This window comes from Abiotrophia defectiva ATCC 49176, assembly GCF_037041345.1.
Lineage (GTDB): Bacteria > Bacillota > Bacilli > Lactobacillales > Aerococcaceae > Abiotrophia.
This window is the reverse complement of the sequence record NZ_CP146287.1, coordinates 898571-923258: the sequence shown is the minus strand read 5'-3', so window position 1 is coordinate 923258 and position 24688 is coordinate 898571. Positions and strand designations below refer to the sequence as shown.

At 46.1% G+C, this 24688-nt stretch carries 19 protein-coding genes; 2 read left to right on the top strand and 17 right to left on the bottom strand.

Features of this window, described 5'->3' with window-relative positions; all coding sequences use genetic code 11:
• Position 1: 1 nt before the first annotated feature.
• The 10 genes from glyQ to V7R82_RS04315 all read right to left on the bottom strand — a co-directional run bounded on the left by glyQ (position 2) and on the right by V7R82_RS04315 (position 11415).
• Positions 2-895 (bottom strand): glycine--tRNA ligase subunit alpha, encoded by an 894-nt coding sequence (gene glyQ, locus V7R82_RS04360; protein ID WP_070755037.1) that lies wholly within the window; start codon positions 893-895, stop codon positions 2-4.
• Positions 896-1250: 355 nt separating this feature from the next.
• A complete protein-coding gene (gene rpoD / locus V7R82_RS04355) occupies positions 1251-2390 on the bottom strand; it encodes an RNA polymerase sigma factor RpoD (RefSeq protein WP_023392004.1) in 1140 nt (379 codons plus the stop codon).
• A gap of 11 nt (positions 2391-2401) precedes the next feature.
• Complete coding sequence (dnaG, locus tag V7R82_RS04350) at positions 2402-4300, bottom strand: DNA primase (RefSeq protein WP_338543612.1); 1899 nt, start codon at positions 4298-4300, stop codon at positions 2402-2404.
• Between the two features lie 26 nt (positions 4301-4326).
• Positions 4327-5577, bottom strand: coding sequence for an MFS transporter (locus V7R82_RS04345; RefSeq protein ID WP_338543611.1), 1251 nt, complete (start codon positions 5575-5577; stop codon positions 4327-4329).
• Between the two features lie 11 nt (positions 5578-5588).
• Positions 5589-6176 carry a ribosome biogenesis GTP-binding protein YihA/YsxC gene (gene yihA, locus V7R82_RS04340; protein ID WP_070755040.1) on the bottom strand — a complete coding sequence of 196 codons (588 nt, stop codon included), beginning with the start codon at positions 6174-6176 and terminating at the stop codon, positions 5589-5591.
• Positions 6173-7447 carry an ATP-dependent Clp protease ATP-binding subunit ClpX gene (gene clpX / locus V7R82_RS04335; RefSeq protein ID WP_070755041.1) on the bottom strand — a complete coding sequence of 425 codons (1275 nt, stop codon included), beginning with the start codon at positions 7445-7447 and terminating at the stop codon, positions 6173-6175. Before clpX ends, yihA begins: the two co-directional genes overlap by 4 nt.
• A gap of 108 nt (positions 7448-7555) precedes the next feature.
• The gene (gene tig / locus V7R82_RS04330) at positions 7556-8836 is read right to left on the bottom strand and encodes a trigger factor (RefSeq protein ID WP_314760259.1); all 1281 of its coding nucleotides are present in this window, start codon (positions 8834-8836) and stop codon (positions 7556-7558) included.
• A gap of 144 nt (positions 8837-8980) precedes the next feature.
• Entirely contained in the window at positions 8981-10102 is a 1122-nt protein-coding gene (msrB, locus tag V7R82_RS04325; RefSeq protein ID WP_338543609.1) for a peptide-methionine (R)-S-oxide reductase MsrB, read from the bottom strand.
• Positions 10103-10137: 35 nt separating this feature from the next.
• Complete coding sequence (locus tag V7R82_RS04320) at positions 10138-10719, bottom strand: redoxin family protein (protein ID WP_070755044.1); 582 nt, start codon at positions 10717-10719, stop codon at positions 10138-10140.
• Between the two features lie 18 nt (positions 10720-10737).
• A complete protein-coding gene (locus tag V7R82_RS04315; RefSeq protein WP_314760257.1) occupies positions 10738-11415 on the bottom strand; it encodes a cytochrome c biogenesis CcdA family protein in 678 nt (225 codons plus the stop codon).
• Positions 11416-11611: 196 nt separating this feature from the next.
• Between V7R82_RS04315 and recU the strand changes: the two genes are divergently transcribed.
• Both recU and V7R82_RS04305 read left to right on the top strand, forming a co-directional pair.
• On the top strand, positions 11612-12253 hold the full coding sequence (gene recU, locus V7R82_RS04310) for a Holliday junction resolvase RecU (RefSeq protein ID WP_291454530.1): 642 nt from the start codon (positions 11612-11614) through the stop codon (positions 12251-12253).
• Between the two features lie 24 nt (positions 12254-12277).
• A complete protein-coding gene (locus V7R82_RS04305; protein WP_338543605.1) occupies positions 12278-14875 on the top strand; it encodes a PBP1A family penicillin-binding protein in 2598 nt (865 codons plus the stop codon).
• Positions 14876-14924: 49 nt separating this feature from the next.
• Here the strand turns inward: V7R82_RS04305 and V7R82_RS04300 are convergent, their stop codons facing one another.
• From V7R82_RS04300 to pfkA, 7 genes are all read right to left on the bottom strand, one after another.
• On the bottom strand, positions 14925-16388 hold the full coding sequence (locus V7R82_RS04300) for a hypothetical protein (RefSeq protein ID WP_338543603.1): 1464 nt from the start codon (positions 16386-16388) through the stop codon (positions 14925-14927).
• Positions 16389-16414: 26 nt separating this feature from the next.
• Complete coding sequence (locus tag V7R82_RS04295) at positions 16415-17695, bottom strand: ABC transporter permease (protein ID WP_314062345.1); 1281 nt, start codon at positions 17693-17695, stop codon at positions 16415-16417.
• On the bottom strand, positions 17688-18596 hold the full coding sequence (locus V7R82_RS04290; RefSeq protein ID WP_338543599.1) for an ABC transporter ATP-binding protein: 909 nt from the start codon (positions 18594-18596) through the stop codon (positions 17688-17690). The genes V7R82_RS04295 and V7R82_RS04290 overlap by 8 nt, the downstream gene beginning before the upstream one ends.
• An 86-nt stretch (positions 18597-18682) precedes the next feature.
• Positions 18683-20989, bottom strand: coding sequence for a DNA internalization-related competence protein ComEC/Rec2 (locus V7R82_RS04285; protein WP_338543597.1), 2307 nt, complete (start codon positions 20987-20989; stop codon positions 18683-18685).
• Between the two features lie 113 nt (positions 20990-21102).
• Positions 21103-21765 carry a ComEA family DNA-binding protein gene (locus tag V7R82_RS04280; RefSeq protein ID WP_338543595.1) on the bottom strand — a complete coding sequence of 221 codons (663 nt, stop codon included), beginning with the start codon at positions 21763-21765 and terminating at the stop codon, positions 21103-21105.
• 142 nt (positions 21766-21907) lie between these two features.
• Positions 21908-23665: a pyruvate kinase gene (gene pyk, locus V7R82_RS04275; RefSeq protein WP_023391987.1), complete on the bottom strand. Its 1758-nt coding sequence runs from the start codon at positions 23663-23665 to the stop codon at positions 21908-21910.
• Between the two features lie 23 nt (positions 23666-23688).
• A complete protein-coding gene (gene pfkA / locus V7R82_RS04270) occupies positions 23689-24654 on the bottom strand; it encodes a 6-phosphofructokinase (protein WP_338543593.1) in 966 nt (321 codons plus the stop codon).
• Positions 24655-24688: the final 34 nt, after the last annotated feature.

Sequence of the window (24688 nt, the reverse complement as noted above, 5' to 3'; positions counted from 1 at the left end):
TCTAGGCCTCGCTTTCTGATTTTTTAAGGAGTGGGAAGCCAAGGGCTTCACGTTCAGCCACAAAGGCTTGGGCAACAGAACGCGCCATCTTACGAATGCGACCTAAGTAACCGGCACGGTCTGAGACGGAAATCATACCACGTGCATCGAGTAAGTTGAAGGTATGGCTACACTTGAGGATGTAGTCATAGGCTGGATGGACCAAACCTAAGTCAATCAATTTAAGTGCTTCTTGCTCAAACTCGGTAAACAAGGTGAAGAGCAAGTCGCTATTGCTTTGTTCGAAAGCATAAACGGAGTGCTCACGTTCAGGTTGACGGAAGATATCGCCATACTTGACGCCTTCCACCCACTCCAGTTCATAGACATCTTCAACGTCCAGGATATACATAGCCAAACGCTCTAGACCATAAGTAATCTCGCTAGTCACTGGATGGCACTTAAGCCCCCCTACTTGTTGGAAGTAGGTGAATTGGGTAATTTCCATCCCATCAATCCACACTTCCCAACCTAAACCGGCACAGCCCAGGGAAGGATTCTCCCAGTTGTCTTCAACGAAACGAATGTCATGTTCCAAAGGATCAATCCCGATGGCTTCTAAACTCTCTAAATAGAGTTCTTGCACATTCAGGGGCGATGGCTTCATGACCACCTGCAGTTGGTGGTGTTGGAAGAGGCGGTTAGGGTTCTCCCCGTAACGACCATCTGCTGGACGTCTGGAAGGTTCGACGTAGCAGGCATTCCAAGGTTCTGGGCCGATGGCACGTAAGAAGGTGTAAGGGCTCATGGTCCCTGCCCCTTTCTCCGTATCATAGCTTTGTAAAACCAGACAGCCTTGCTTAGCCCAGAATTGCTGTAAGGTCATGATAATATCTTGCATGGTTTTCTTCTTCATGATGCTTCCTCCTTTATAGCGGGGACGGCAAACCCCTGGCGACAAATAAAAAGTCCCTATGGTAATCCACTGACCACCATAGGGACGAAGATAACTTCGCGGTTCCACCCTATTTCTAGTTACATTGAACTAGCGCTTCATTTATGCCTATGAGTGACTTAAAAACTACCATCGATTTGCTCTGGCTTCCACCGTCCCAGAGTCGCTAGGCTATCTTCTTTTAATTGCGCTTTTAATCCCCTTTATTATAGGGCATGACGGCCTTTAAGTCAAGCAAAGTCGCGCTTTTAATGACCAGCTAGGCGTCCTGTTTTGAACAAAAAAACAGGACGCCTAGCTGGTCTCAATATGTTGCTTACTCTAAGAAGTCTTTCAATTGTTTAGAACGACTTGGGTGGCGGAGCTTGCGCAAGGCTTTGGCCTCAATCTGACGGATACGCTCACGAGTAACACCGAATACTTTCCCTACTTGTTCTAGGGTCCGAATGTTACCATCGTCTAAACCAAAGCGCAGACGTAAAACATTCTCTTCGCGGTCGGTCAAGGTATCCAAGACATCTTCTAATTGCTCCCGCAATAAAGCAGAAGAAGTGAAGACTTCTGGGCTCATTGCTCCTTCATCTTCGATGAAGTCGCCTAAATGAGAGTCGTCCTCTTCCCCGATTGGTGTTTCTAAGGAAACAGGCTCTTGGGCAATCTTGAGGATTTCACGCACTTTTTCAGTTGGCAGGTCCATTTCCGCCCCGATTTCTTCTGGTGTTGGTTCGCGACCTAAATCTTGCAATAGCTGTCTTTGGACCCGAACCAGCTTGTTAATGGTCTCTACCATATGTACTGGGATTCGGATAGTACGAGCTTGGTCGGCGATGGCGCGAGTAATAGCCTGACGAATCCACCAGGTAGCATAAGTAGAGAACTTAAAGCCCTTGGTGTGGTCGAACTTTTCAACGGCCTTCATCAAGCCCATGTTCCCTTCTTGAATTAAATCTAGGAACTGCATGCCACGGCCCACATAACGTTTGGCAATGGAAACCACTAAACGTAGGTTAGCTTCAGCCAGTTCTTGCTTAGCAATGTCGTCACCACCTTGGATACGAACGGCCAAGTTGATTTCTTCCTCAGCACTTAAGAGAGGGACATTCCCAATCTCCTTAAGGTACATACGGACAGGGTCACTAACCTTGAGCTTGGAAGTCGCGGTTTTAGATTCAGCAGCTAAATCAGCCTGCAATTGTTCTTCTTCACGGACCATTTGTTGTTTGGTTGGTCCCCCATCATCACCGACAACAGAAACCCCATTATCTTCGACGATTTGGATTAAGGTATCAATCCCGTCAGCATCTAGTCCGTAAGGGCTCGCGATTTTCTCTGTTAATTCGTCATAGTGGACTTGTCCTTCTGACTTTTTAGCCAGAATAAGGGCTTGGACCGCCTCTAGATAGGGTGAGGCGACGTCTTGATTTGGAGTTAACTTTAGATCTTTTTCTTCAGCCATATAAGAACCTCCTAATTTTTCTTTAATTGCCGGCTTAAGCGCAGTATTTCAACCAAGTATTCATTCATCTTGATCTTATCTCCACGTATTTGGGCTTGTTTGAGTTTGTTTTGTAGCTCCTTAAGCTGAATCTCAGTAAAGGCAGCATCAATGGTTTTGACGCAATCTTGCATGGCCTGCTCCGAATAATCGGTTTGGGCATAATCCCAAATCAGGCTGGCCAAGTATTGTTGCTCATCAGGGCTGGCTTCCACATCTAAGATACCGGTCAGAGGCAGACGGCCTCCTTTTTCATAATAGAAGTGTTCCAGCTGATAATAAATAGCTTGAGCGCTTGGATGGACAAAGAGCAGAGGCTGGTCTAAGCCTTCAATAAACTGCCAAGCTGGCTCATTAAAAATTAGATTAGACAGGATGTAACGCTCACAATGATAGGCCTTAAGTGACTTGATTTGGTCATCTAATGCCCCTGGCTTAGCTTGGACTGGATTAGACGGAAGTGCCTGATCCGAGAATCCCGAAGAATGGGCCTTATCCCACTTGTCAGGTGAATCTTGCTTGGGTCTATCGTTCTCCTTAGCCTGTTCCTTGCGATGGCGATAGGACACTTGTGCCAGTTGCTCTTCCAACATGGCCAAGTCTAAACCGAATTCCTCGGCTAAGGCCTGCAAGCGCATGGTTCGTTCGATTGGCGATGGTAACTGGGCAACTAAGTCTAAGAGCCGATTAATATAGAGTGCTCGCTGTTCAAGGTCAGCAAGCTGATATTCCTGTTGAAGATAATTCTTTAGGAATTCATAGCGCGGAATGGCCTGGTTAATCAGGGACTTGAAGCTATCAGCCCCACGGGACTTAATCCACTCATCGGGGTCCATCTTACCAGGAATGGAAACAGCCTTAATGGTATGACGCGGTAAAGTAAGGCTTAATTCAAAAGCCCGAGCAGTTGCTTTTTGACCTGCAGCATCGCCATCAAAGACAAAAATAATTTCCTGAGTCACCTTGCCTAACTGACCAAGGTGTTGGCTGGTCAAGCTAGTCCCCATGGTCGCCACAGCCTGCGGGAAACCGGCCTGGCTCAGGGCAATCACATCCAGATAACCTTCGCAGATTAGAACCTGGTTGAGACGGCGAATATGTGGCCGAGCTTGAGCAAAATGATAAATCAAGGATGATTTATGGAAAATATCAGTTTCCGGTGAGTTAACGTATTTGGCAACTTTCTGGTCATCGCCAGGATTGGCTTGGTAGATACGCCCCGAAAAGGCGACCGTCCTCCCTTGGCGGTCCTCCAAGGGAAAGATAATCCGACCATGGAAACGATCCATCAAACCTTGGCTGGCTTCATAAAAAATTCCTGATTGCAGCATTTCATCCTGGTTAAAACCCGCTTCCGTCAGGTACTGAATCAGCAACTGAGGATTATCAGGCGCTAGTCCCAAATGAAAGTCTGCCAGTGTTTCTTCCTTAAGCTCACGTTGCTTTAAGTAAGCATAGGCTGCCTCCCCCGCTACCGTTTGAGTTAGGTAGAAGTGATAGAAATCACGGGCTTTTTCATGTAAATCAAGCAAACGTTGATGGGGCTGACTGACAGCCTGCCCCGTCTCAAAATAGCGACTATCGAGGGCAATATTGGATAGTTCAGCTACCTTCTTAACTGCTTCTGGAAAGCTAATCCCTTCCATTTCCTGTAGAAAGCCAAAGACATTGCCCCCTCTACCACAGGAAAAACACTTATAAATCTGCTTGTCAGGGCTAACCGAGAAGGAAGGATTGTTATCTTCGTGGAAAGGACAAGAGCAAGTATAGTTATTACCACGCTTGGTCAGGGCTACATATTGGTTGATAATAGCCACGATATCGGCTTCTTTTTTTACCGATTCAATGATGTCATTAGGAATACCCGCCATCTGACGCCCTCCCTTACTGAACTGCTTTAAACAGAGTTGTTGCGGGGCTTAGCGCGATAGAGACAGTAAGCACCCAATAAGAATTGAATAATGATGGCGAAGAGCCCCTTAAGCGAGTCACCTGTCATCTGCGCGACTAGGGCCAAGATGGTGGTCCCTAGTACGGAAGAAAATTTACCAAAAATATTATAGAAACCAAAGAATTGGTTGGTCTTTTGCTTAGGAATCAACTGGCCAAAGTAAGAACGGCTGAGCGCCTGAATGCCTCCTTGGGCAGTCCCTACTAAGATAGCCAAAATCAAGAAATCCCGGAAACCAGACAACCTAAGAGCGAAGACACAGATGACCACATAGGTCCCAATGCCGAAGAAGAGCAAAGTGCGGCTGCCAAAACGTTTAGCTAAGGCTCCATAGGCCAGTGATGACGGAAAGGCCACAACCTGAACCACTAGGAGAATAATAATCAATTGGTTAGCAGGCAAGCCCAAATCGCTGCCCACAGAGGTCGCCATTTTGATAATGGTCCCTACCCCGTCAATATAGAGGAAGTAACCCACTAAGAACCATAAAATGGTTGGATAATGTTTGAGCTCTCCCACTGTTTCCTTAAGTGAGCGCAAGGTGGATTTAACCAAACCATCGTGGTGCTCGATGTAGGAGACTTGCTTAACATGACGCCAATAAGGCACAGTAAAGACAAACCACCAAATTGCCGTGATCAAGAAGCCAACATTGACTAAATCACGTGATGACAACCAACCTGATACTTGCAAAGCAAAGAAAATCAGAAAGGCAAAGACACTGCCAATATAACCATAGGCATAACCTGCTGAGCTGACCATATCCAAACGTTGTTCAGTCGTCACATCCATAATGGAAGAGTCGTAAAAGACATTGGATAAGGAGAAGCCAATAGCAGATAAGGTATAAACCACCAAGAGATAGAGCCAGGCATTTGGCCCAGCAAAAATCATGGCCAATACACTCCCGACCCCAAGCAGGGTCCCGAAGGTAAAGAGCGGTCCCCGCACCCCTTTGTAGTCAGCACTGGTTCCCAAGAAAGGCGACATGACAGCCACCACAATGGTAGACAGGGAGTTGGCGTAACCCAGATAGGCTGTGGAAGTGGCCGGTGCCATGCCCACACTATCGGTTACGGCCTTATAAAAAATAGGAAAAATAGCGGCTGTAATCATCAAAGAATAGACGGAGTTAGCCCAGTCTTGGAGAATCCAAGCCCACTCCTTCTTTGTATAGCCTGAGAGAAATTTCTTCATAGCAAGCCTCCCTAGTCTTCAATTTGGGCTTCAATCACGTCCCAGATATCTTGCGCGCCATAACCCGTTTCGGCTGAGAATGGGAAAAGCGCATCGACCGTCGGCAAATCCAAGGCCTTCTTATACATGGATAAATGCTTATTCCATTGGCTCTTCTTAATCTTGTCCACCTTGGTCAGGATGATGGCATAAGGAATCTCGGCTTCATCAGCAAAGTCCTTCATGGCCTTATCTAACTCGGTTGGCTCATGGCGAAAATCCATCAAGAGAAAGAGCACGCGAACATTGTCCCGATTCAGGAGATAATGTTCAATCATCTTGCCCCACTCTGCCCGAGCAGTCTTGGAGACCCGAGCATAACCATAGCCAGGCACATCGACAAAACGGAAAGCCTGATTAATGTCATAGAAATTAAGGGTTTGGGTCTTACCAGGTTGGCTGGATGTACGTGCCAGACCCTTTCGCCCAATCATTTTATTAATGAAAGAAGACTTGCCCACATTAGAGCGCCCCGCCAGAGCCACTTCAGGCAAGGCATCTTGTGGATATTGCTTTGGGCTGACGGCACTAATGACTAATTCTGCCTGACTTACCTTCATGAAGCAGTCTCCTTTTGCGGTTTGATACGCTTGTTGTGCTTGTTGTAATAGAATGGCTGGTGGCTACCTAGCACCGTATCTTCTGTGATGACAATACGGCTGATATTTTCGTCACTTGGGACGATAAACATAATATCCAACATGACGGATTCCAGGATAGAACGGAGGCCACGTGCGCCAGTATTGCGCTCAATCGCCTGCTTGGCAATGGCAATCAGGGCCTTTTCCTTGAATTCTAGCTCTACACCATCAATTTGGAAGAGGCGTTGATATTGTTTAACCAAGGCATTCTTAGGTTCTGTTAAGATACGAACCAAGTCCTCTTGGGTTAACTTCTCTAACATGGCCATAACAGGCAAACGCCCTATAAACTCTGGGATCAAACCAAACTTCAAGAGGTCTTCTGACGTGACTTGTTGCATGAGCGACTTGGATTGATCCAACTTGCCATTGCTGCTACCAAAACCAATGACTTTGCTACCTAAGCGTTCCTTGACAATGGTCTCGATACCATCAAAGGCGCCCCCTACAATAAAGAGAATTTGCGAGGTATCCAGTTGGATGAACTCTTGGTTAGGATGCTTACGGCCACCCTTAGGTGGGATGTTAGCGATCGTCCCTTCCAAAATCTTGAGCAAGGCTTGTTGGACCCCTTCTCCACTAACATCGCGGGTAATGGAGACATTCTCACTCTTACGGGCAATCTTGTCGATTTCATCGACATAGATAATGCCGTGTTGCGCTTTTTCAATATCATAGTCTGCTGCTTGAACCAACTTGAGTAAGATGTTTTCCACATCTTCTCCCACATAGCCGGCTTCAGTTAGGCTAGTCGCATCAGCAATCGCAAAAGGCACATTAAGTAACTTGGCCAAGGACTGGGCAAGGAAAGTCTTCCCGGAGCCCGTTGGGCCAATCAGACAGATATTGCTCTTTTGTAATTCAATATCCGCTTCATGTGTGGCAATGCTAGCGTTAATACGTTTGTAGTGGTTGTAGACGGCAACTGCCAAGGATTTCTTGGCTTCAGTCTGGCCGATGACGTATTGGTTAAGATGGGCCATGATTTCGGCAGGTTTGAGGACGCTCACGCCACTAAAACCTTCTGAATCACCGACCATATCCTGACGAATGATTTCCTCGCATAGGCCTACACATTCATCACAAATATAGACATCTGGCCCTGCTATAATCTTATTGACTTCATCTTGGGACTTGCCACAGAACGAGCAATAGTAGCCGCCATGATTCCCGGTATGGTTACTGGTCATGGTAATCGATCCTTCCTCTAACGTACATAATGAGGGATGCAGATAGTCATCGTTGAACTTAAGACTCTCGCAACCCTCATTTATAGTTATTCTAATAGGTTTATTTTATTATTTTTCTACCGCAGAATCAACAATTAAGCTCATTGCCTTCTTCATACGGATGTCAGCAGTTAACATATCTGTTGACACAAATTGTTTGACTTGGTCAGCAGACATGTTGTATTGAGATGCCAAGTCAGCAACTTCAGCGTCGATTTCAGCATCCGTTACTTGAATGTCTTCAGCCTTGACAATGGCTTCTAATACTAAGTTAGTCTTAGTACGTAATTCAGCTTCTTCAGCGAATTGAGCACGTAAGCCTTCAGCGTTAGTACCAGTGATTTGGAAGTATAAGTCTTCGTTAATCCCTTGACGTTTCAAGTTATTGGTGAAGTGAGATACTTGACGGTTGATTTCGTCTTCTACCATTACTTCTGGTAATTCAACGATTTCAGCATTCTTAACTGCTTGACGTAAAGCTAAGTCTTCGACAACTTCCTTAGCAGCAGTCTTTTTAGACTCTTCTAATTGAACACGGATTTTGTTTTCTAATTCCGCTAAGCTTTCAACTTCTGAATCCACGTCTTTTGCAAATTCGTCATCTAATTCAGGTAATTCTTTGGCTTTTACTTCGTGAACGGTCACTTTGAAGACAGCATCTTGACCTTTAAGGTTTTCTGCATGGTAAGCTTCTGGGAAGGTTACTTTTACTTCCACTTGGTCGCCTGCTTTAGTCCCTACTAATTGGTCTTCAAAGCCTGGGATGAAGCTGTTAGAACCAAGTTCTAATGAGTGGTTTTCACCCTTGCCGCCTTCAAATGCTTGGTCACCCAAGAAACCTTCGAAGTCGATAACCACTGTGTCGCCTAATTCAGCTGCGCCATCTTTAACAACGAGTTCAGCCAAACCTAAACGACGAGATTCTAATTCGTCCTTAACATCTTGATCAGACACTTGACGGTCTTGTGCTTCTACTTCTAAGCCCTTGTAGTCGCCTAATTTAACTTCTGGTTTTAAGACAACTTCAGCTTTTAATACCCAAGGTTGACCTGCTTCAAGTTTTTCGATGTCAATCTTTGGTTCAGTTACCACTTCTAATTCAGCCTCTTGGATAGCTTTAGATAAATGAACTGGTAAGAGGGCATTCAAAGCATCTTCGTAGAGCGCTGCTTCCCCATATACATTGTTGAAGATTTGACGTGGCACTTTCCCCTTACGGAAACCAGGTACTGACAAACGTTTTTGTACCTTCTTGAATGCTGTGTCTAAAGCTTTCTTCACATCTTCTACTGGAATTTCAAAGGTTAATACCCCTGTATTTGTTGCTTGTTTTTCGAATTTCGCTACCATGTAACTTTCCTCCATAGCTTCTTGTTTATTTACACACTCCACAATTTTAACTGAAAGCGTCCAATTTGTAAACAGATTTCCCCTATTTTTACTGACTTTTCCTCAGATTTGACTCAAGTAAGTGGGACCATCTATTTTCTCTACCTATTCCACGTAAGGAAGTAGGTAGCCATAGCCCTTGCTTTCCATCTGGTCCTTAGGGATAAAGATGATGGAAGCTGAGTTAATGCAATAGCGCAGGCCACCCTTGTCCTTAGGCCCATCATCAAAGACATGTCCCAAATGAGAGTTACCAGAACGTGACCGGACTTCAATCCGTCTCATGTTAAAGCTGGTGTCTTCCTTATAGCGGGCTACATCCGCTGAGATCGGCTTGGTAAAGCTAGGCCAACCGCAACCCGAGTCATACTTATCCTTAGAGGAAAAGAGTGGCTCCCCGGAGGCGACATCCACATAGATACCTGGCTCCTTATTATCCCAATATTGGTTGGAAAAGGCCTGCTCGGTGTTATTTTCCTGGGTCACAGCGTATTGGGCAGGGCTTAATTTTTCCTTCAGTTCTTGATCACTTGGTTTGGGATAGAGGCTGGCATCAATCAAGGGATCCTGTGCCTTCTTGAGATCGATGTGGCAGTATCCGTTAGGATGTTTGGTCAGATAGTCTTGATGTTCTTCCTCAGCCTTAACATAGTTTTTAAGAGGCTCCAATTCAACCTTGAGTTCTTGGCCTAATTCTTCCGCCTTTTCCTTCATTACTGCTTGGGCGACAGCCTTATCCTCTTCGCTCTCATAATAAATACCCGTCCGATATTGTCGGCCCTCATCATTGCCTTGTTTATTAAGAGAGAGCGGATCTACAACCCGGAAGTAATAGAGTAAGAGTTGACGCACATCTAGTTTACTGGCATCATAGGTGATTTTAACCGTTTCGGCGTGGTCAGTCTGACCGATTAAGGTATAGTTGGTGATGTCTGACGTCCCATTGGCATAGCCAGATTCCACATCAAGCACCCCATCAATTTGCTCAAAATAAGCTTCTAGGCCCCAAAAACAGCCACCTGCTAGATAGAGAGTCTTGAGATTCTCGGCTTTGACTTCTTCCTTGCTTGAAGTACTAGAAGAACTAGTCGCATTTGCCGCAAGGGCGGCTTCTACCCGGCTTTCAATATTTTGGGCGGTCAAGCCAGAATGAGAGGTCCGCCACCAGACAAGCGTAATTACCCCTAGAACCGCAATTAAGCCGGTTAATAAATAACGTTTATCCATTATAGTTTCCTTCTTTCAAATTTTAAGAACCTTCCTTAGTCCATGCTAGCCAATTGATCTAAGACACTTTGCCGATCCATATGGCCTAATTGGACCTTTACTAGTTCCCCCTTGGAATTGATAAAGGCCGAAGTGGGATAGGCCACAACCCCTAATTGCTTCATAAAATCACCTGACTGGTCCACTAAGACCGGCAAATGCGTATAATCTAGGCCGGAAAACCACTTGGTAAAATCGGCCAGTGGCTTTTCATTTCGAATTTCAGGTGCCACCATGGATAAGACGACCACATCATTTCCTTGATTGCTTTCATCAGCTAAGGCGTCGACATCCTTGAGTCCTGCTAGGCAGATAGAACACCAGGAGGCCCAGAATTTAATGTAGACTTTCTTGCCTCGCAAATCTTCTAACTTATAAGTTTTACCATGAATATCTTGAAAGGTCCCGCTTAAGCTTTGCCCTGCTTCTTGCTTTTGGGAAGACGTGTTTGTTTGTGTGGCGCTAGCTGTTTTGTTGGCATTACTCGCCTCCTGGTGAGGTTGGCAGGCCGCTAGACAGCCTGAACTTAAACTTACTAGACCTAAGACTTGCCAAAATTTACGTGTAAAATGTGACATATTGTTTGCCTCTTTTTCCTAGATTTTGTTGAACATAACCAGAATACCAACCAATATGATGAGGACAGCCCCCACCCGTTTAATCAGCATCATGTGTTGTTTGGCCACATTAAGCCATTTGACGAGAGATGATGATAACACTGCCAAGAGTAAGAAAGGCACTGACAGGCCCAAAGCATAGACGAAGAGTAAGCTGCCACCGTACCAAGCACTTGCCCCTGTGGTGGTCACTAAGGCCAAGACAGAACTCAAGACTGGCCCGACACAAGGCGTCCAACCAAAGCTAAAGCTCAGTCCCAATAGAAAGCTCCGCGTTAATTCCCCAGCCTTTTTAGCATCCATCTGGACGGTCTTTTGGCGACTAAGCCATGGAATCTCCACTAATTCCAGCTGATAAATTCCCATCAGCACGATTATGCCCCCTAGCACATAGCGGGTATATTGACCATAGACGATTTGTCCCAAGAGACTGGCCGCAAAGCCTAACATGAAGAAAATCAGCGAAATACCTGACATGAAAGCCAAAACCTTCAAGACTGGCAAGAGATAAAAGCTATAATTGCCAATTTTTACCTTCTTGTCCCCGGTTTCTCCCATAAAGGTTCCCATATACAAAGGAAATAGTGGCAAGACACATGGGGACAAAAAGGAAAGTATTCCCGCCCCAAAGACTGTTAAATAATACGATATCGACATAAAATCCCTCCTGCGAATAATTACATACCTATTATAAGTCCTAATTGCTAGATTATCATTTATTTTGATTGGGAACAGCTACTTCCTTAAAAAAGTGCCTATTTATGAACTTTTTGTGTAATTTCAGGGCACTTATAGCGAAATACTAGGCGGGAGGGGCTTGCTTCTAGTATAATAAGGTGAAGGAGTGAGTGGAATGGTTAAATATCCAGCTGGTTCAGCCCGGCATAGAGCCATTAATAAACCAGCAGGGCCAAGCATAGAGCCACCTAAAGCTGGGACTATGCAAAATCTCAAGGCATCCAAAAAGCCTACTCAGTACGGTAGCCGAGGCATGTCCTTAGAAGATCGTATTAATCAATCCAACCAATACTACCTCAGTCATAACCTGGCGGTGATCCACAAGAAACCGACACCGATTCAAGTCGTCAAGGTGGATTTCCCGCGTCGTAGCGCTGCTCGAATAACCGAGGCCTACTATCGCCAAGCCTCGACAACAGACTACAACGGCCTCTATTTAGGTCGCTATCTGGATTTTGAAGCTAAGGAAACGACTAATAAAACTAGTTTCCCACTGGCCAACTTACCAGACCACCAGATTGAGCACATGCGACAATGCTACCAACAAGGCGGTATCGTCTTTCTCTTAATTAGCTTCAAAGTGCATGACAAGGTCTATTTACTTCCCTTCCCTGCCCTCGATCAGTGGTTGGAAAGTCAGAAACGCAAGAGCTTGCCCCTCACTTACCTGGAAAGCCATGGCTACCTCTGCCAACAAGGGGTCTTTCCTATGATTGATTATTTAGCAGCTGTGGACCTCTGGCTCCAAGCTCACTAGTTTGACAAGAAAGGAGGGATTGACTTGGTAACTGGAAGTCGTCTCGAACGCAAGAAATATCAAGCCTCCCAACAAGAATCTATGCCTCATGATTCGTCTGAGAATCAAGGCCGACAAAAGAAGAAAGGTAAAAAAGCTGGTAAGAAACCCCTTTGGCGCCGTATCCTTAGATACTGCCTGATTGCCTTCTTCAGTCTCTTTATTTTGGCAGTTGCCTCAGGGGCCGCCATCTTTATCTACTACTCCTCTTCTGCCCCACAAATCACGGAAGCAGATTTGGTCGGTCAGATGCCAAGTAAAATCTATGACCAAAAAGGCAACCTAATCAAGGAGTTAGGTAATCAGAGTCGTGACCTCATGCAGGCCAATGAAATCCCTGAAAACCTAAAAAATGCTGTGATTGCTATTGAAGACGGTCGTTTCTATAATCACAACGGGATTGACCCCATTCGGATTGCAGGTGCCTTTGTCCGTAACATTCGCAGAGGTCGAATTTCCGAAGGTGGCTCGACCATTACCCAGCAATTAGTCAAGAACTCGGTCTTCTCGACTGACTTTAAGGACCAAACCTTAAAACGTAAGGTCCAGGAAGCCTGGTTAGCCATGCAACTGGAGCGCGAGTATACCAAGGACCAAATTTTGACCTTCTATCTCAACAAGCTTTTCTATTCCAATAATACATACGGCGCTAAGACAGCTGCCCGTCTCTTCTTCGGCAAAGAACTTAGTCAGTTAACCGTTGGTGAAGCGGCCCTCTTAGCCGGGATTCCACAAGCACCATCCTCTTACGACCCCTATTCTTTCCCGGAAGCTGCCCAAGAGCGTCGCGATATCGTCCTGAGCGTCATGCTACGTCGCAAATTGATTAGTCAAGCCCAATACGACGAGGCCGTCGCTCAATCAGTCAGCTCCATGCTCAAACCTTTGGATCAGAACACCATGGATAACACTGATATGGTTTTAGATTCTTATTTGGATGTGGTCGCCAAGGAAGTCAAGGATAAGATGAATCTGGACATCTTCACTGATGGTGTCGAAGTCTATACTAACCTCAACTGGGATGCTCAAAAGCAAGCCTATGACTTGGTCAACAACGACTCTTCCCTCTTCCCAAATGATAAGATGCAGACAGCTATTTCTATTGTGGACGTCACTAATGGCCAGCTCCAAGCTGTCATTGGCGGTCGTAAGCAAAACGTCTATCTAGGTCTCAACCGCGCCAATACGCTGAACCGCAGTATCGGCTCAACCATGAAGCCACTGGCTGACTATGGGCCTGCCTTCGAGTACCTCAACTACTCGACCGGGACCACCGTGGTCGATGAGCCTTATACCTATAAAAATGGTGGCGAGCTCCAAAACTTTGACTTTGAATATAAGGGCAAAATGACTCTCCGCGAAGCCTTAGCTGGTTCGCGCAATATCCCTGCCCTCAAGATGCTGCATGCAGTCGGCATGGACAATGCCTATGCCTTCCTGCAAAAACTCAACATTAACATTAGCAATAATGACAAGAAAGAGTTAGTGGAAGCCAACGCCATTGGTGGGGAAGTCTCCCCTATCCAGCTTTCAGCGGCTTATGCGGCGATTGCCAACTACGGGGAATACCATGCCCCTTATGCAGTACGTCGTGTTGTAACCTCTGCTGGGACTGTGCGTGACTTCGATTCACCAGGCTCTCGTGCCATGAAGGATTCTACCGCTTATATGCTGACCGATATCCTTAAAGGGGTTCCTGGCGAATTCGCCGCAGCTGCCAAGCTAGATGGCATCCCTAATGCAGGTAAGACCGGGACAACCAACTATACGGCAGAGCAACTGAGCCAATTAGGTCTGGATGCTAGCACCTACGCCGCACCAGATGGCTGGTTTGCTGGTTTTACTACCAAGTATGCCATGGTCACTTGGGTCGGTTATGATAATCCCTATGAAGCCGGTAATTATCTGACCTTAGAACAAACCCGCCTACCTCAAAAAATCTATGCCAAACTCATGACCTCGCTTATGGCTAACCAGAGCAAGTCTGACTGGACCATGCCAAGCAGCTTGGTCAAGGCTGATATTGAGAAATACACGGAGCCCTTGCTACTCCCTGGCCCATACACACCACGGGAAATGATTTCCTCCGAGCTTTTCATTAAGGGGTCGGAACCTAAGGAACAATCCCTCAATTATGGCCGCCATATTGCTGCTCCTACTGGATTCGACGCTAACTACAACCAACAAACACGTACCATTCACGCCACATGGGGACCATTAACTGGCTCCGGCACCTTCGAATTATCCGTCAACGGGACTGTGGTCTACCAAGGGACAGGTACAAGCTTTGATATCCCTGCCCATGAAATTCAGGATTACGTCTTACGACTGAGAATTGTGGATGGTAACAGTAGTTCCGATACGCTAGTAATCACTGTGAGTCTCAAGTCCGAGTCTAGTTCTTCAAGTAGCCAACCAAATCCGAATGAGCAAGGAGAAAATAACCCGCAATCACCTAACAACCGAGGCAACCAACCTAACCAGCCGGGTCAACCGGGTCAGCCTAACCAACCAGGCCAGAACGGTAACCAACCAGGTAACCAAAATCAACCTGGCCAAAATGGTAACACGGGTCAACCTTAGCCTGAGCTCATCAAAATACCCCATCACCTCTTGGTGATGGGGTATTTTCTTATGGCTTGGCTGTCTTAACCAGTTCAGGATCTACCAAAAACTGAATCAGAGATGGGGCCTGCTGATTGAGATGGCGGAAACTATAGCGATTGACATGCGTGATAGCTGTATCTTCTGCCGTCAAACTCCACAGATAGAAGCCTTCTAGCTCTAGACTGGCCTTGTTGACCACATAATCCACCCCGTAGACGGCTTCCCCTTCGCGCTTGAGATTAGAGATGTCGATAGCGCCAGCTAATTTAGCTAGGCCATCGTAGTCATTCTCAAAGGTCAAACGATAGGTTGTCGTAGTGGCACTTGCTGGGTCATTAATGGGTTGGCCAGCTTCATCAGTTGGATTAAAGGTTTGAACCTGGTAGGAACGATCTATCAAGGATTGCACTGCTAAATAATAGAAATCGATTGGCTCCACGCTTTCTTCTTTAAGGCTGCCATCCTCTGCCTTGCTATAGCGTTTTTGCCCGAGTTGATACTGATAGCCTTTGATTTGCTTGTCCTGGATAGTCCCTATGGCTTGTGCCAGGACCTGGCCATTTTGGCTATTGGTTAGATAAAGCAAATTACTATCCTGGTCGCCTGCTTGACGTCCTTCTGTCACTTCGTAAGTCGTAATCGCCTGGGTTGGGTTAGCCGCCTTAAAGGCTTCTAACCACTGGCCTTCTGCAACTTCCAAGGGACTTGCTTGAGCCTCTAAATCAGGCTTAAGACTATCCTTAGTCGTGGACTCCTCTGGGACTTGGCTTGTGCTCTTAGCTTGATAGACATGACTGGAATCTCCGTCTGTAACGGTCAGCTTAAGCGCGGCCTCAAGCATCTGACCAGTCTCACTGTCAACCAGATAAGTCAAGTCTGCCTGATAAGTAGCCTGAGCTGAGAAACTTTCAGGCAAATCCAGCAGGCTAACTAGGCCTTGAATTAACTCAGGATTGGTCACAGTCTTATTAATCCGCCATTGACCTTCAGGTGCCTCAGCATCCAGTAACGAGCTGTCTTCTCCTTCAATTAGGAGTTTGGCCCAATAGAGGTAGCTCATGGAGTTCTTGGCATTGTCATTTTGACTCCACGCCGCATGAGGTGAGGCCACATAATGGTGTTCTCCGTCGAAGTAGAACTCCAGGTCATAGTGGGCATCCTTGACCGTGGTCACGGTCTTAGTGCGATAGGCTTTCAAGGCTCCCGCTTCATAAAATTGCTGACTATCAGCGGTTGCCTGCCAGTCTCCACCCTCTTGCTTAAGAGAAGTTTTAACTTGGACCGTACTTAATTTTTCGTAAAATTCATGCACCTTATTAAGAGCTTGATAGCGTTGACGCGTCGCTTCATCAAGCGAAGATTGACTAGTCGCTAACTCGGGTGGACCATAGAGGGCATCTCCGCCTTGAGCAGCGTCGCGCGGCTTAGCTTGGCAGGCTGTCAAAAGACAAGCCAGACTAAGCAAGGAAATAATGGTGGATTTTTTCATGTAATAATAAAACTCGCTTTCTAAACTTAAGCCTTTTGGCCTTTTTCACTCTTCCAGAGAGAATAAGACCGCTTGAAGGCATGGATAACCCCTTTGTCACTAGTCGAGAGAACGGTCGCCTGGTAGAAGGTCAAGGCCAACCAGAAGGAAAAGACCATAAAGGCAAAACAGCCAAGTAGGCAGAGAACAATTTCCAAATTTGAGACCGTCTCTGTCGCTAGACGAACCGGCATGACAAATGGAGAAGTAAATGGCACCCAAGAGCCGATGACCACAACAGGTGAATTAGGTTGTTGGAGACCATAGACGGCAATATAGAAACCAATGATGGTAGTGAAGATGACTGGCTGAATGGACTTTTGGACATCTTCTAGTCGTGTGGCGATAGATCCTAGCAGAACGGATAGAATCATATAGGCCAACATCCCCATCAAAGCAAAGACTAGACTTAAACCAAAGCTAGGCAAAATCCCTAGCAAAAGTGGTTTGAATGGCTCTAGGTAGCTAAAAATACTGGATACGCCAGTCATGAAATAGAAGCCGATTCCTAAGATCAGGTAAATACCAATTTGGGTAGCCATTATCAGTGAAGCACCTAGAATCTTACCTAATAAATGTTGTTTGGCAGGAATGGAGGATAGGATGATTTCCATGACCCGGTTGCCCTTCTCCAAGGCCACTTCCTGAGCAAAAATTGAACTGTAAGCTAAAATCAACATATAGGATAGCATAATGGCCACAAAGGCAGCCCCCATGCGGGCCATGACTTGAAGGGACCTAGCATCCTCTTCTGAATAGGTCCCGTCCTTGCTTTCCTTGAGATTAATCTTACCGATTGACACCTTACTGGAACGAATGGTGGCAATTTGCTGAACATTTAGGTTAAGGCTTTGACCTATTTTGCTGAGTTGGTAGCGATTGAGGCTTTCAGCCAAATCAGACAAGGTCAGGCTATGGGCGGTAGACTTTTGGTAATAAGTAGCTTGCACACGCCCATTGTCTTCTTTGACCATTAAATAGCCGTTAACTCCTTTTTGGTTAAGGGATTGGCGAGCACTGGCTTCATCATCATAATAGGCCAACTTATAAGTCAAATTATCCTGGGCTAAGCTATCTTTTAAGCCCTGATCTTGACTGACAATAGCGATGGTCTCATTGGCATGACTCGATTCATCATTGGCAATAAAGTAGCCAATCAAGACAGAAACACCCATGATAATAAAGGGCGCAAAAACCATGAAGAAGAAACCCCAACTCTTGACATTTTTGCGATAGACTTCCTTGGCGATAATCCATAATTTACTCATGGTCAGACACCTCTACTTTCAACTTGAAAATCTCATCTAAGGTTGGCGGTTGTTGACTAAATTGGGCAATATACTTTCCTTGTGTCACTGCGTCAAAGATGGCATGACCGGCGGACTCATCACTTAGAATCAAATGATAGCGATGACCGCTTAGGTGACGGACCTTTTCTACGCCTGGTAGGGCTTGAAGTTGGGCTTGATTCCAGTCAGGACTTTCTAGGAAAATACGGGTCCGGCCGAAGGACTCCTTAACCTCGTCAACCGTTCCTGACAGCACCTGTTTACCATAGTGAATCATGACCAAATGGTCGCAAATTTCTTCTACGTTATTCATATTATGACTAGAGAAAATAATGGAAGAACCCTTCGCCTTGAGCTCTAGAATACCTTGCTTGAGTAAGTCCGCATTAACCGGGTCTAGACCTGAAAATGGCTCATCTAGAATCATGAGTTTTGGCTCATGAATTAAGGTCGCGATGAGTTGCACCTTCTGTTGATTCCCTTTAGACAGACTCTTAATTTTATCGCTTCTTTTACCTCTGACATCGAATTTTTCCATCCAATAATCAATTTTTTCAAGAACTTGGGCCTTCTTCATGCCGCGCAATTCCGCAAAGAAGACAATCTGATCCTCGATGGTCATCTTATCATATAAGCCACGTTCTTCCGGCAAATAGCCTACCGTATCATAGACTTGACTGCTCATAGGCTTCCCTTGCCACTCAATGGATGCACCAGGTTCTAATTTCAAGAAATTGAGGATCATCCGAAAAATTGTAGTCTTACCAGACCCGTTCTGACCAATAATCCCCATAATACTACCTGGCTCCACCCTAAAGGAGACATCATTGACAGCGCACAAGTCGCCGAAGTGCTTAACTAAATGCTTTACTTCTAACACAAAAAACACCTACTCTCTACAGGTTTTTGCATAATAATGTTTACGTATTCAGTATAGCACTTTAGCTATGGGCATACAAGATTAGCTTATCTTTTTGAATGGCTAGGCTCACTTTTAGGATAGGTGGATTGTGGTGCTTCCAGAACTGTTCGCCACCCCTCCCAACCCCAATCACTCCACTCATAGCGGATGGCGCCATGATAGGGTGTTGCAAAATAAGGAATCCCCCTATTACTTAGTTTAGCCAGGGTATCAGGATGAGGGTGGTGATAGGTGTTGTGAACTCCAGCAGACAACAAGGCTAACTTAGGCTGCAGGTGGTTGAGCAAGGCATCTGAACTGCTAAAGCGACTGCCATGATGGGCGCATTTGAGAATATCGGCCTGAATTTCAGGGAAACGTTCAATCAAGGCCTGCTCATATTCACCCGACATATCACCTAAATTAAGTAGACGGTGCCTACCCATCGCTAGAGTTGCCGCAATGGAAGCGTCGTTGGGGGCCGTCGCCTGATTAAAATTATTGGTGTAGAAGGTCAGCCCATCCTTGATTGAATAGGCTTGGCCTGGTCCTAAGATATGGACTTGGGTCTTTGTCGCCAGATAGGGCTTGATTTCCTGCCATACCGGATGACTAGCGGTATGCTGGCTAATCCAGAGATTGTCAATGGCCACTTCTTGACTGAGACTAGCCAGGCTACCAATATGGTCTAAATCCGAGTGGGTAATCATGACCCCGGTCAGTGAGCCAATCCCTTGCGCTTTGAGGGCGGGAATCAGATTATAATAGCCATATTGAGTGTCAAAACTCGGCCCTTCCTTGCTAGCTGGATAAGGTGGCCTGCCGCCTGTATCAATCAACCAGGCTTCCTTGGACCAGGCTGCTTGGTAGACCAGACTATCCCCCTGCCCTACATCTAATACGGTAACACTAGACTGCCAATGCTGGTATGGTTTAAGTCCCAGTATTAAGCCATAAGCGCAAACCAGAACAGTCCCTGTTGTCCAAGGATGGCGCCAGCCCCAACGCAACCACACTAGGAATAGAATTAGAAAAATGAACCAGTAAATGAGACTTAAACGTCCTGTGATGACATGCCAAGAGAAGATTTTACCTACAGGCGCTAGTATTTCTAGCAAGACTTGATAAATCCCATCCATTAAACTTGCCAGCCTGTCTAAGCCTGGCAAAATGAGCGCTAGGCCTGACACTAAGGCTAGCGGCATAATAAGCGCTTCAAAGACAATCCCTAAGAGAAATATGGCCAGCACTTGTAGCGGATACCATTCATAACGCCAATCCATCATAAGAGGCCAGGTAACGAGCAAACAAGCTAAAAGTATGTAGACTTGATGGCGCCAAGTATAGTGTTTTGGGTGCTCCATGGCTTGATTCGAAAATATGAGTACAGCTGACAAGCCAAAGCTCAGCAGGTAGGCCGGCTGAAAGACTAGGCCAGGCTGGCAAAGTAAACAGGCCAGTCCTACAAGACTTAGCCGGTCCATAGACGTCACACTTTGGTCGCCATAAGACTTGGAAAAAGCTACTAGCCCCCAGCCTCCTAAGACTCTAATGCTACCAATAGGCCAACCACATAGCCAGCTATAGAAGAGGAGCAAGAGGGGAAGCCAGAAAGCAACACTTTCTTTAAGGCAACCTAAGCGCAAAAAGAAACGACTCAGCATTCGTCTTAAATAGAGCAAATGAAAGCCAGAGATAGCGAAGAAATGACTTAGGCCAAGCACCCCCAAACTCACCGACTGGTCGCGAAAGCCCGGGGTCTGCTGATTAAATAGAAGCCGTAAAACCAAGCTGGTCCAGGAAGCCTCTTGCTCTTTCCACCTAGCCAAGGGCGACAAACACCACTGTCGTAGGGCTTCCATAGCTCCTAAAGACAGTGGCTTCGGTTGAATGGCAGACACTACCTTAAAGTCTAGTACCCAATCAATCCCCTTATCTGCTAAGCTTTGCTGATAGTCATAGACCCCAAAATTACGGGCTCGCTCGGCTTTTTTAAGACTAGCCTGCCCCTTGACTTCCATCACCTCATGGCCTGAATCCCATTGAATGTCGCCCTGCCCTTTTGCAAGTACTGGCAGAAGACGGCCATCTGCTAATCTTAAATAGCCTATTCCCTGCCAACCTGTGGCCGTATGCTTGACTTGGCTAGGTGCTAGAATTAGCTGATAGGTTTGCGCTATGTCCGGCTCTATGCTTTGATTAAGTTGAGACTGCTCATAGTATTGCCAGGCCCACTTGCCCAAGCACCAGATGCTTAAGACCAGGCAAGCCAAGAGGTAGTTTCGCCGATGACATTTAGATCCTAGAAAGTAGAGCCGAGCAATCAGGATGACTAAGGCCAGGCTCCAAGCCCAGTTTTCGTGGTATAGCATGCTAATGAAAACTGCAGCATAGATCCATAGTAGAAACCATTTATGTCTCAAGGACTCAAGGCTGCTTGCTAGCAGGAGACAGTCATTTGACCAATATCTTTTGAGCATGTTCTTCATTGAAAAATCACCAGATCCTTCAACTTCTCTAGCATCTTAGGTCCGATGCCCTTAACTTTACCTAAGTCCTCAAGCGAATGAAAGGAGCCGTTTGCCGTCCGGTAGTCGATAATGGCTTGGGCTTTTTTAGCCCCAATACCCGGTAAGGTCTCGAGTTGGCTTAAATCGGCTTGATTGACATTAACCTTGCCACTATTAGGACTAGAAACTAAGGGAGCCTGACTTCCTACCACGTTAGCTTGCGGTCCCTGGCTCTCAGCCTCCCATTCCGCCATGGTGGGTACATAGAGACTCTGCTGATCCACCAGGAGTTGAGCTTGGTTAAGGGCCCGCTCGGCCGCATCTTCCGTCAACCCCCCCGCCATTTCCAGCAAGTCAAAGACCCGACTACCCTGGTCTAAGGCATAGACTCCTGGATGCTTGACAGCTCCCTTGAGGTCTACATAAATCTTGTCGGGCTGGGAGGATTGCTGGGAAGAGATTGGCTCAGCAAGCCTACTAGAACTGATAGAAGACTCTTCTTGCATTATGGGCCGTCTTGGGCGCAAGTTAAGCCATATTAAGCCAATGACAATGCCTATAATTCCTATGGCAAATAAGCCGACTAACCACCATTTTAGCTTAGCTACACCTGTCTTAAGTTGATACTGGGGTTCCATATAATCCCTCCTCTAAAAGTCTTCATATATATATACCCCTTTGCCCTGATTTAATCCGAAAATTCTCTATTAAATTTGCATGACAGCACAAAAAAACGCCCTACCTAATGGTAGAGCGTTGATGATTATAAGTGAGGTGAGCTTAGATAATCGCTGCTGCACCGCGGTAGATTAAACCACGACGCGCATCTACAGTGATTAATTCACCATCTGCCACGTTAGAAAGCACATCTTTAGCTGCTACGATGACAGGAATCCCTTTTTCAAGCCCCATGATGGCTGCATGAGAAGTGATCCCGCCTTCTTCAGTAACAAGGGCACCGATTTTATCGAATGCTGGCAAGAAGTCCTTGTCAGTTGCACGAGTTACTAAGATAGTCCCAGCAGTGGCTTTCGCATTGGCAGTAGCCGCATCAGTTGCTAAAACAGCCTTACCGATAAAATTGCCGTTACCGACGCCTTCACCCTTCGCTAATTGAGTCCCAATGGCTTGAATTTTCATCAAGTTAGTGGTCCCTGCTTCACCAACTGGTACACCAGCAGTGATTAAGATTAAGTCGCCTTCTTTAGCGAAGCCTTTTTCTTGAACCAAAGCAGTTGCGCTATCCATCATTTCGTCTGTTGAAGTTGGACGGTCGATAACGTAAGGGATAACACCCCATGCTACAGCTAATGAACGTTGAGTTTCTTCGTCGAAAGTAGCTGCCACGATGTGAGCGTTTGGACGGTATTTAGAAATCATCAAAGCAGTGTGACCTGAGCTTGTAGGTGCTACGATGGTTTCGATACCTAAGTTCTTAGCAGTGTGACCAACTGCTTGACCGATTGCTTCAGTCATGTCAGAACGGTCGAAGCGTTTGATGCTGAATGCGTCGTGTTCGTGCAATTCTTTTTCAGTACGAACACAGATAGCAGCCATAGTCTTAACTGCTTCTTCAGGGAAGTCCCCTGCTGCAGTTTCACCAGAAAGCATTACCGCGTCAGTCCCGTCGAAGATAGCGTTGGCAACGTCCCCAGCTTCCGCACGAGTTGGACGTGGGTTGCGTTGCATAGAGTCTAACATTTGAGTTGCTGTTACAACTGGTTTACCAGCTTGGTTACATTTCTTGATGATGTATTTTTGAACGATTGGCACTTCGTGAGTTGGGATTTCTACCCCTAAGTCACCACGAGCTACCATGATACCGTCAGATACAGACAAGATTTCGTCGATATTGTCGACCCCTTCTTGGTTCTCAATCTTAGAGATGATCTTAACGTTTGGACGACCTTCTTGTTCTAAGATTTCACGGATTTCCATAACGTCGCTAGCACGACGAACGAAAGATGCAGCGATGAAGTCGATCCCTTCGCGAACACCGAAGCGGATGTCAGCAGCGTCTTTTTCAGTGATCCCTGGTAAGTTGATGGAAACGTTAGGAACGTTAACACCCTTCTTAGATTTGATTACGCCAGAGTTTTGAATTTCAGTTACTAATTCTTGGTTAGCGTGGTCGATTTCAGTTACCAATAAGTCAACTAAACCGTCATCCAAGAGAATGTGGCTACCTACTTCAACGTCGTTGATTAAGTTAGCGTAAGTTACAGAGAATTTGTCCTTAGTCCCTAAGACTTCAGTCATAGAAATACGAACAGTTGCGCCCTTAACTAAGTCGATGGCATTGTCTTGCATGTCGTTAGTACGGATTTCTGGACCTTTGGTATCCAAGAGAATGGCGCAAAGTTTGCCGGTAGCTTGACGGGCAGCCTTCAAGTTGTTGAAGCGTTCTAAGTGTTCTTCGTGAGAACCGTGAGAGAAGTTGAAACGTGCAACGTTCATCCCTGCTTCAATCAACTTTGCCATTTGTTCTGCTGTGTTAGAAGCAGGACCCATGGTACAAATAATCTTAGTTTTTTTCATTTTAAAAGAACTCCTTCTCTTTTTTATTTAGCGCTAAGGCCTTGGTTTAATTGGTAAAGATCGCGGCGGACTTGGTGTTTTTCCTTGGTCAAGGTTTCCACAATGTCAAAAGTTGCCAATTGCTCGTTCTTAAGACCTAAGAAAATCCCAGCTTGACCTTCTAACAAGAGGTCAACCGCCTTGGCACCCATCAAGCTAGCGAAGACACGGTCACGCACTGTTGGGTTACCCCCACGTTGAATGTGTGACAAGGTCACATCACGCACATCGTCACCAGAGACAGTTTCGTATTCCTTACGGAATTGAGCCGCTGTCATGACGCCTTCGGCCAAGACGATTAAGGAATGATCCTTACCGGCGCGACGGTTAGCAGCGATGGTTTCTGCGATTGCTTTTAAGTCATAGGCTTCTTCTGGAATCACAATGGCATCTGCACCAGCAGCCACCCCAATCCAGCTAGCCATATCCCCTGCATGACGGCCCATTACTTCGACAATAAAGGTCCGGTTGTGGGAGGAAGCAGTGTCAGTAATTTTATCAATAGCATCTAGGGCCACATTAACCGCGGTATCAAAACCAATGGTGTATTCTGTCCCTGCAATATCGTTATCGATGGTCCCAGGAATCCCGATAGCTGGGAAACCTTTTTGGGTTAATTTCAAGGCCCCAGTAAAGGAACCGTCCCCACCCACAACAACTAAGGCATCAATGCCATGTGCCTTCATCTGTTCAATTGCCTTCTCTTGGATTTCAGGCTCCTTAAATTCTGGGAATCGAGCAGAATATAAGAAGGTGCCACCCCGTCTTAAGGCATGAGAGCAAGTCGCTAAGTCTAAAGGTCTGAAGTCACCTTCATATAAGCCTTTAAAACCATAGTAAGCACCTACGACTTCAATGCCATGATGCAAGCTACGCTCTACGACAGCCCGCACTGCTGCATTCATTCCAGGAGCGTCGCCACCACTGGTTAAGACTGCAATACGCTTCATGTTTCTCACCTCTAAGTTGAATTGTAATCAATCG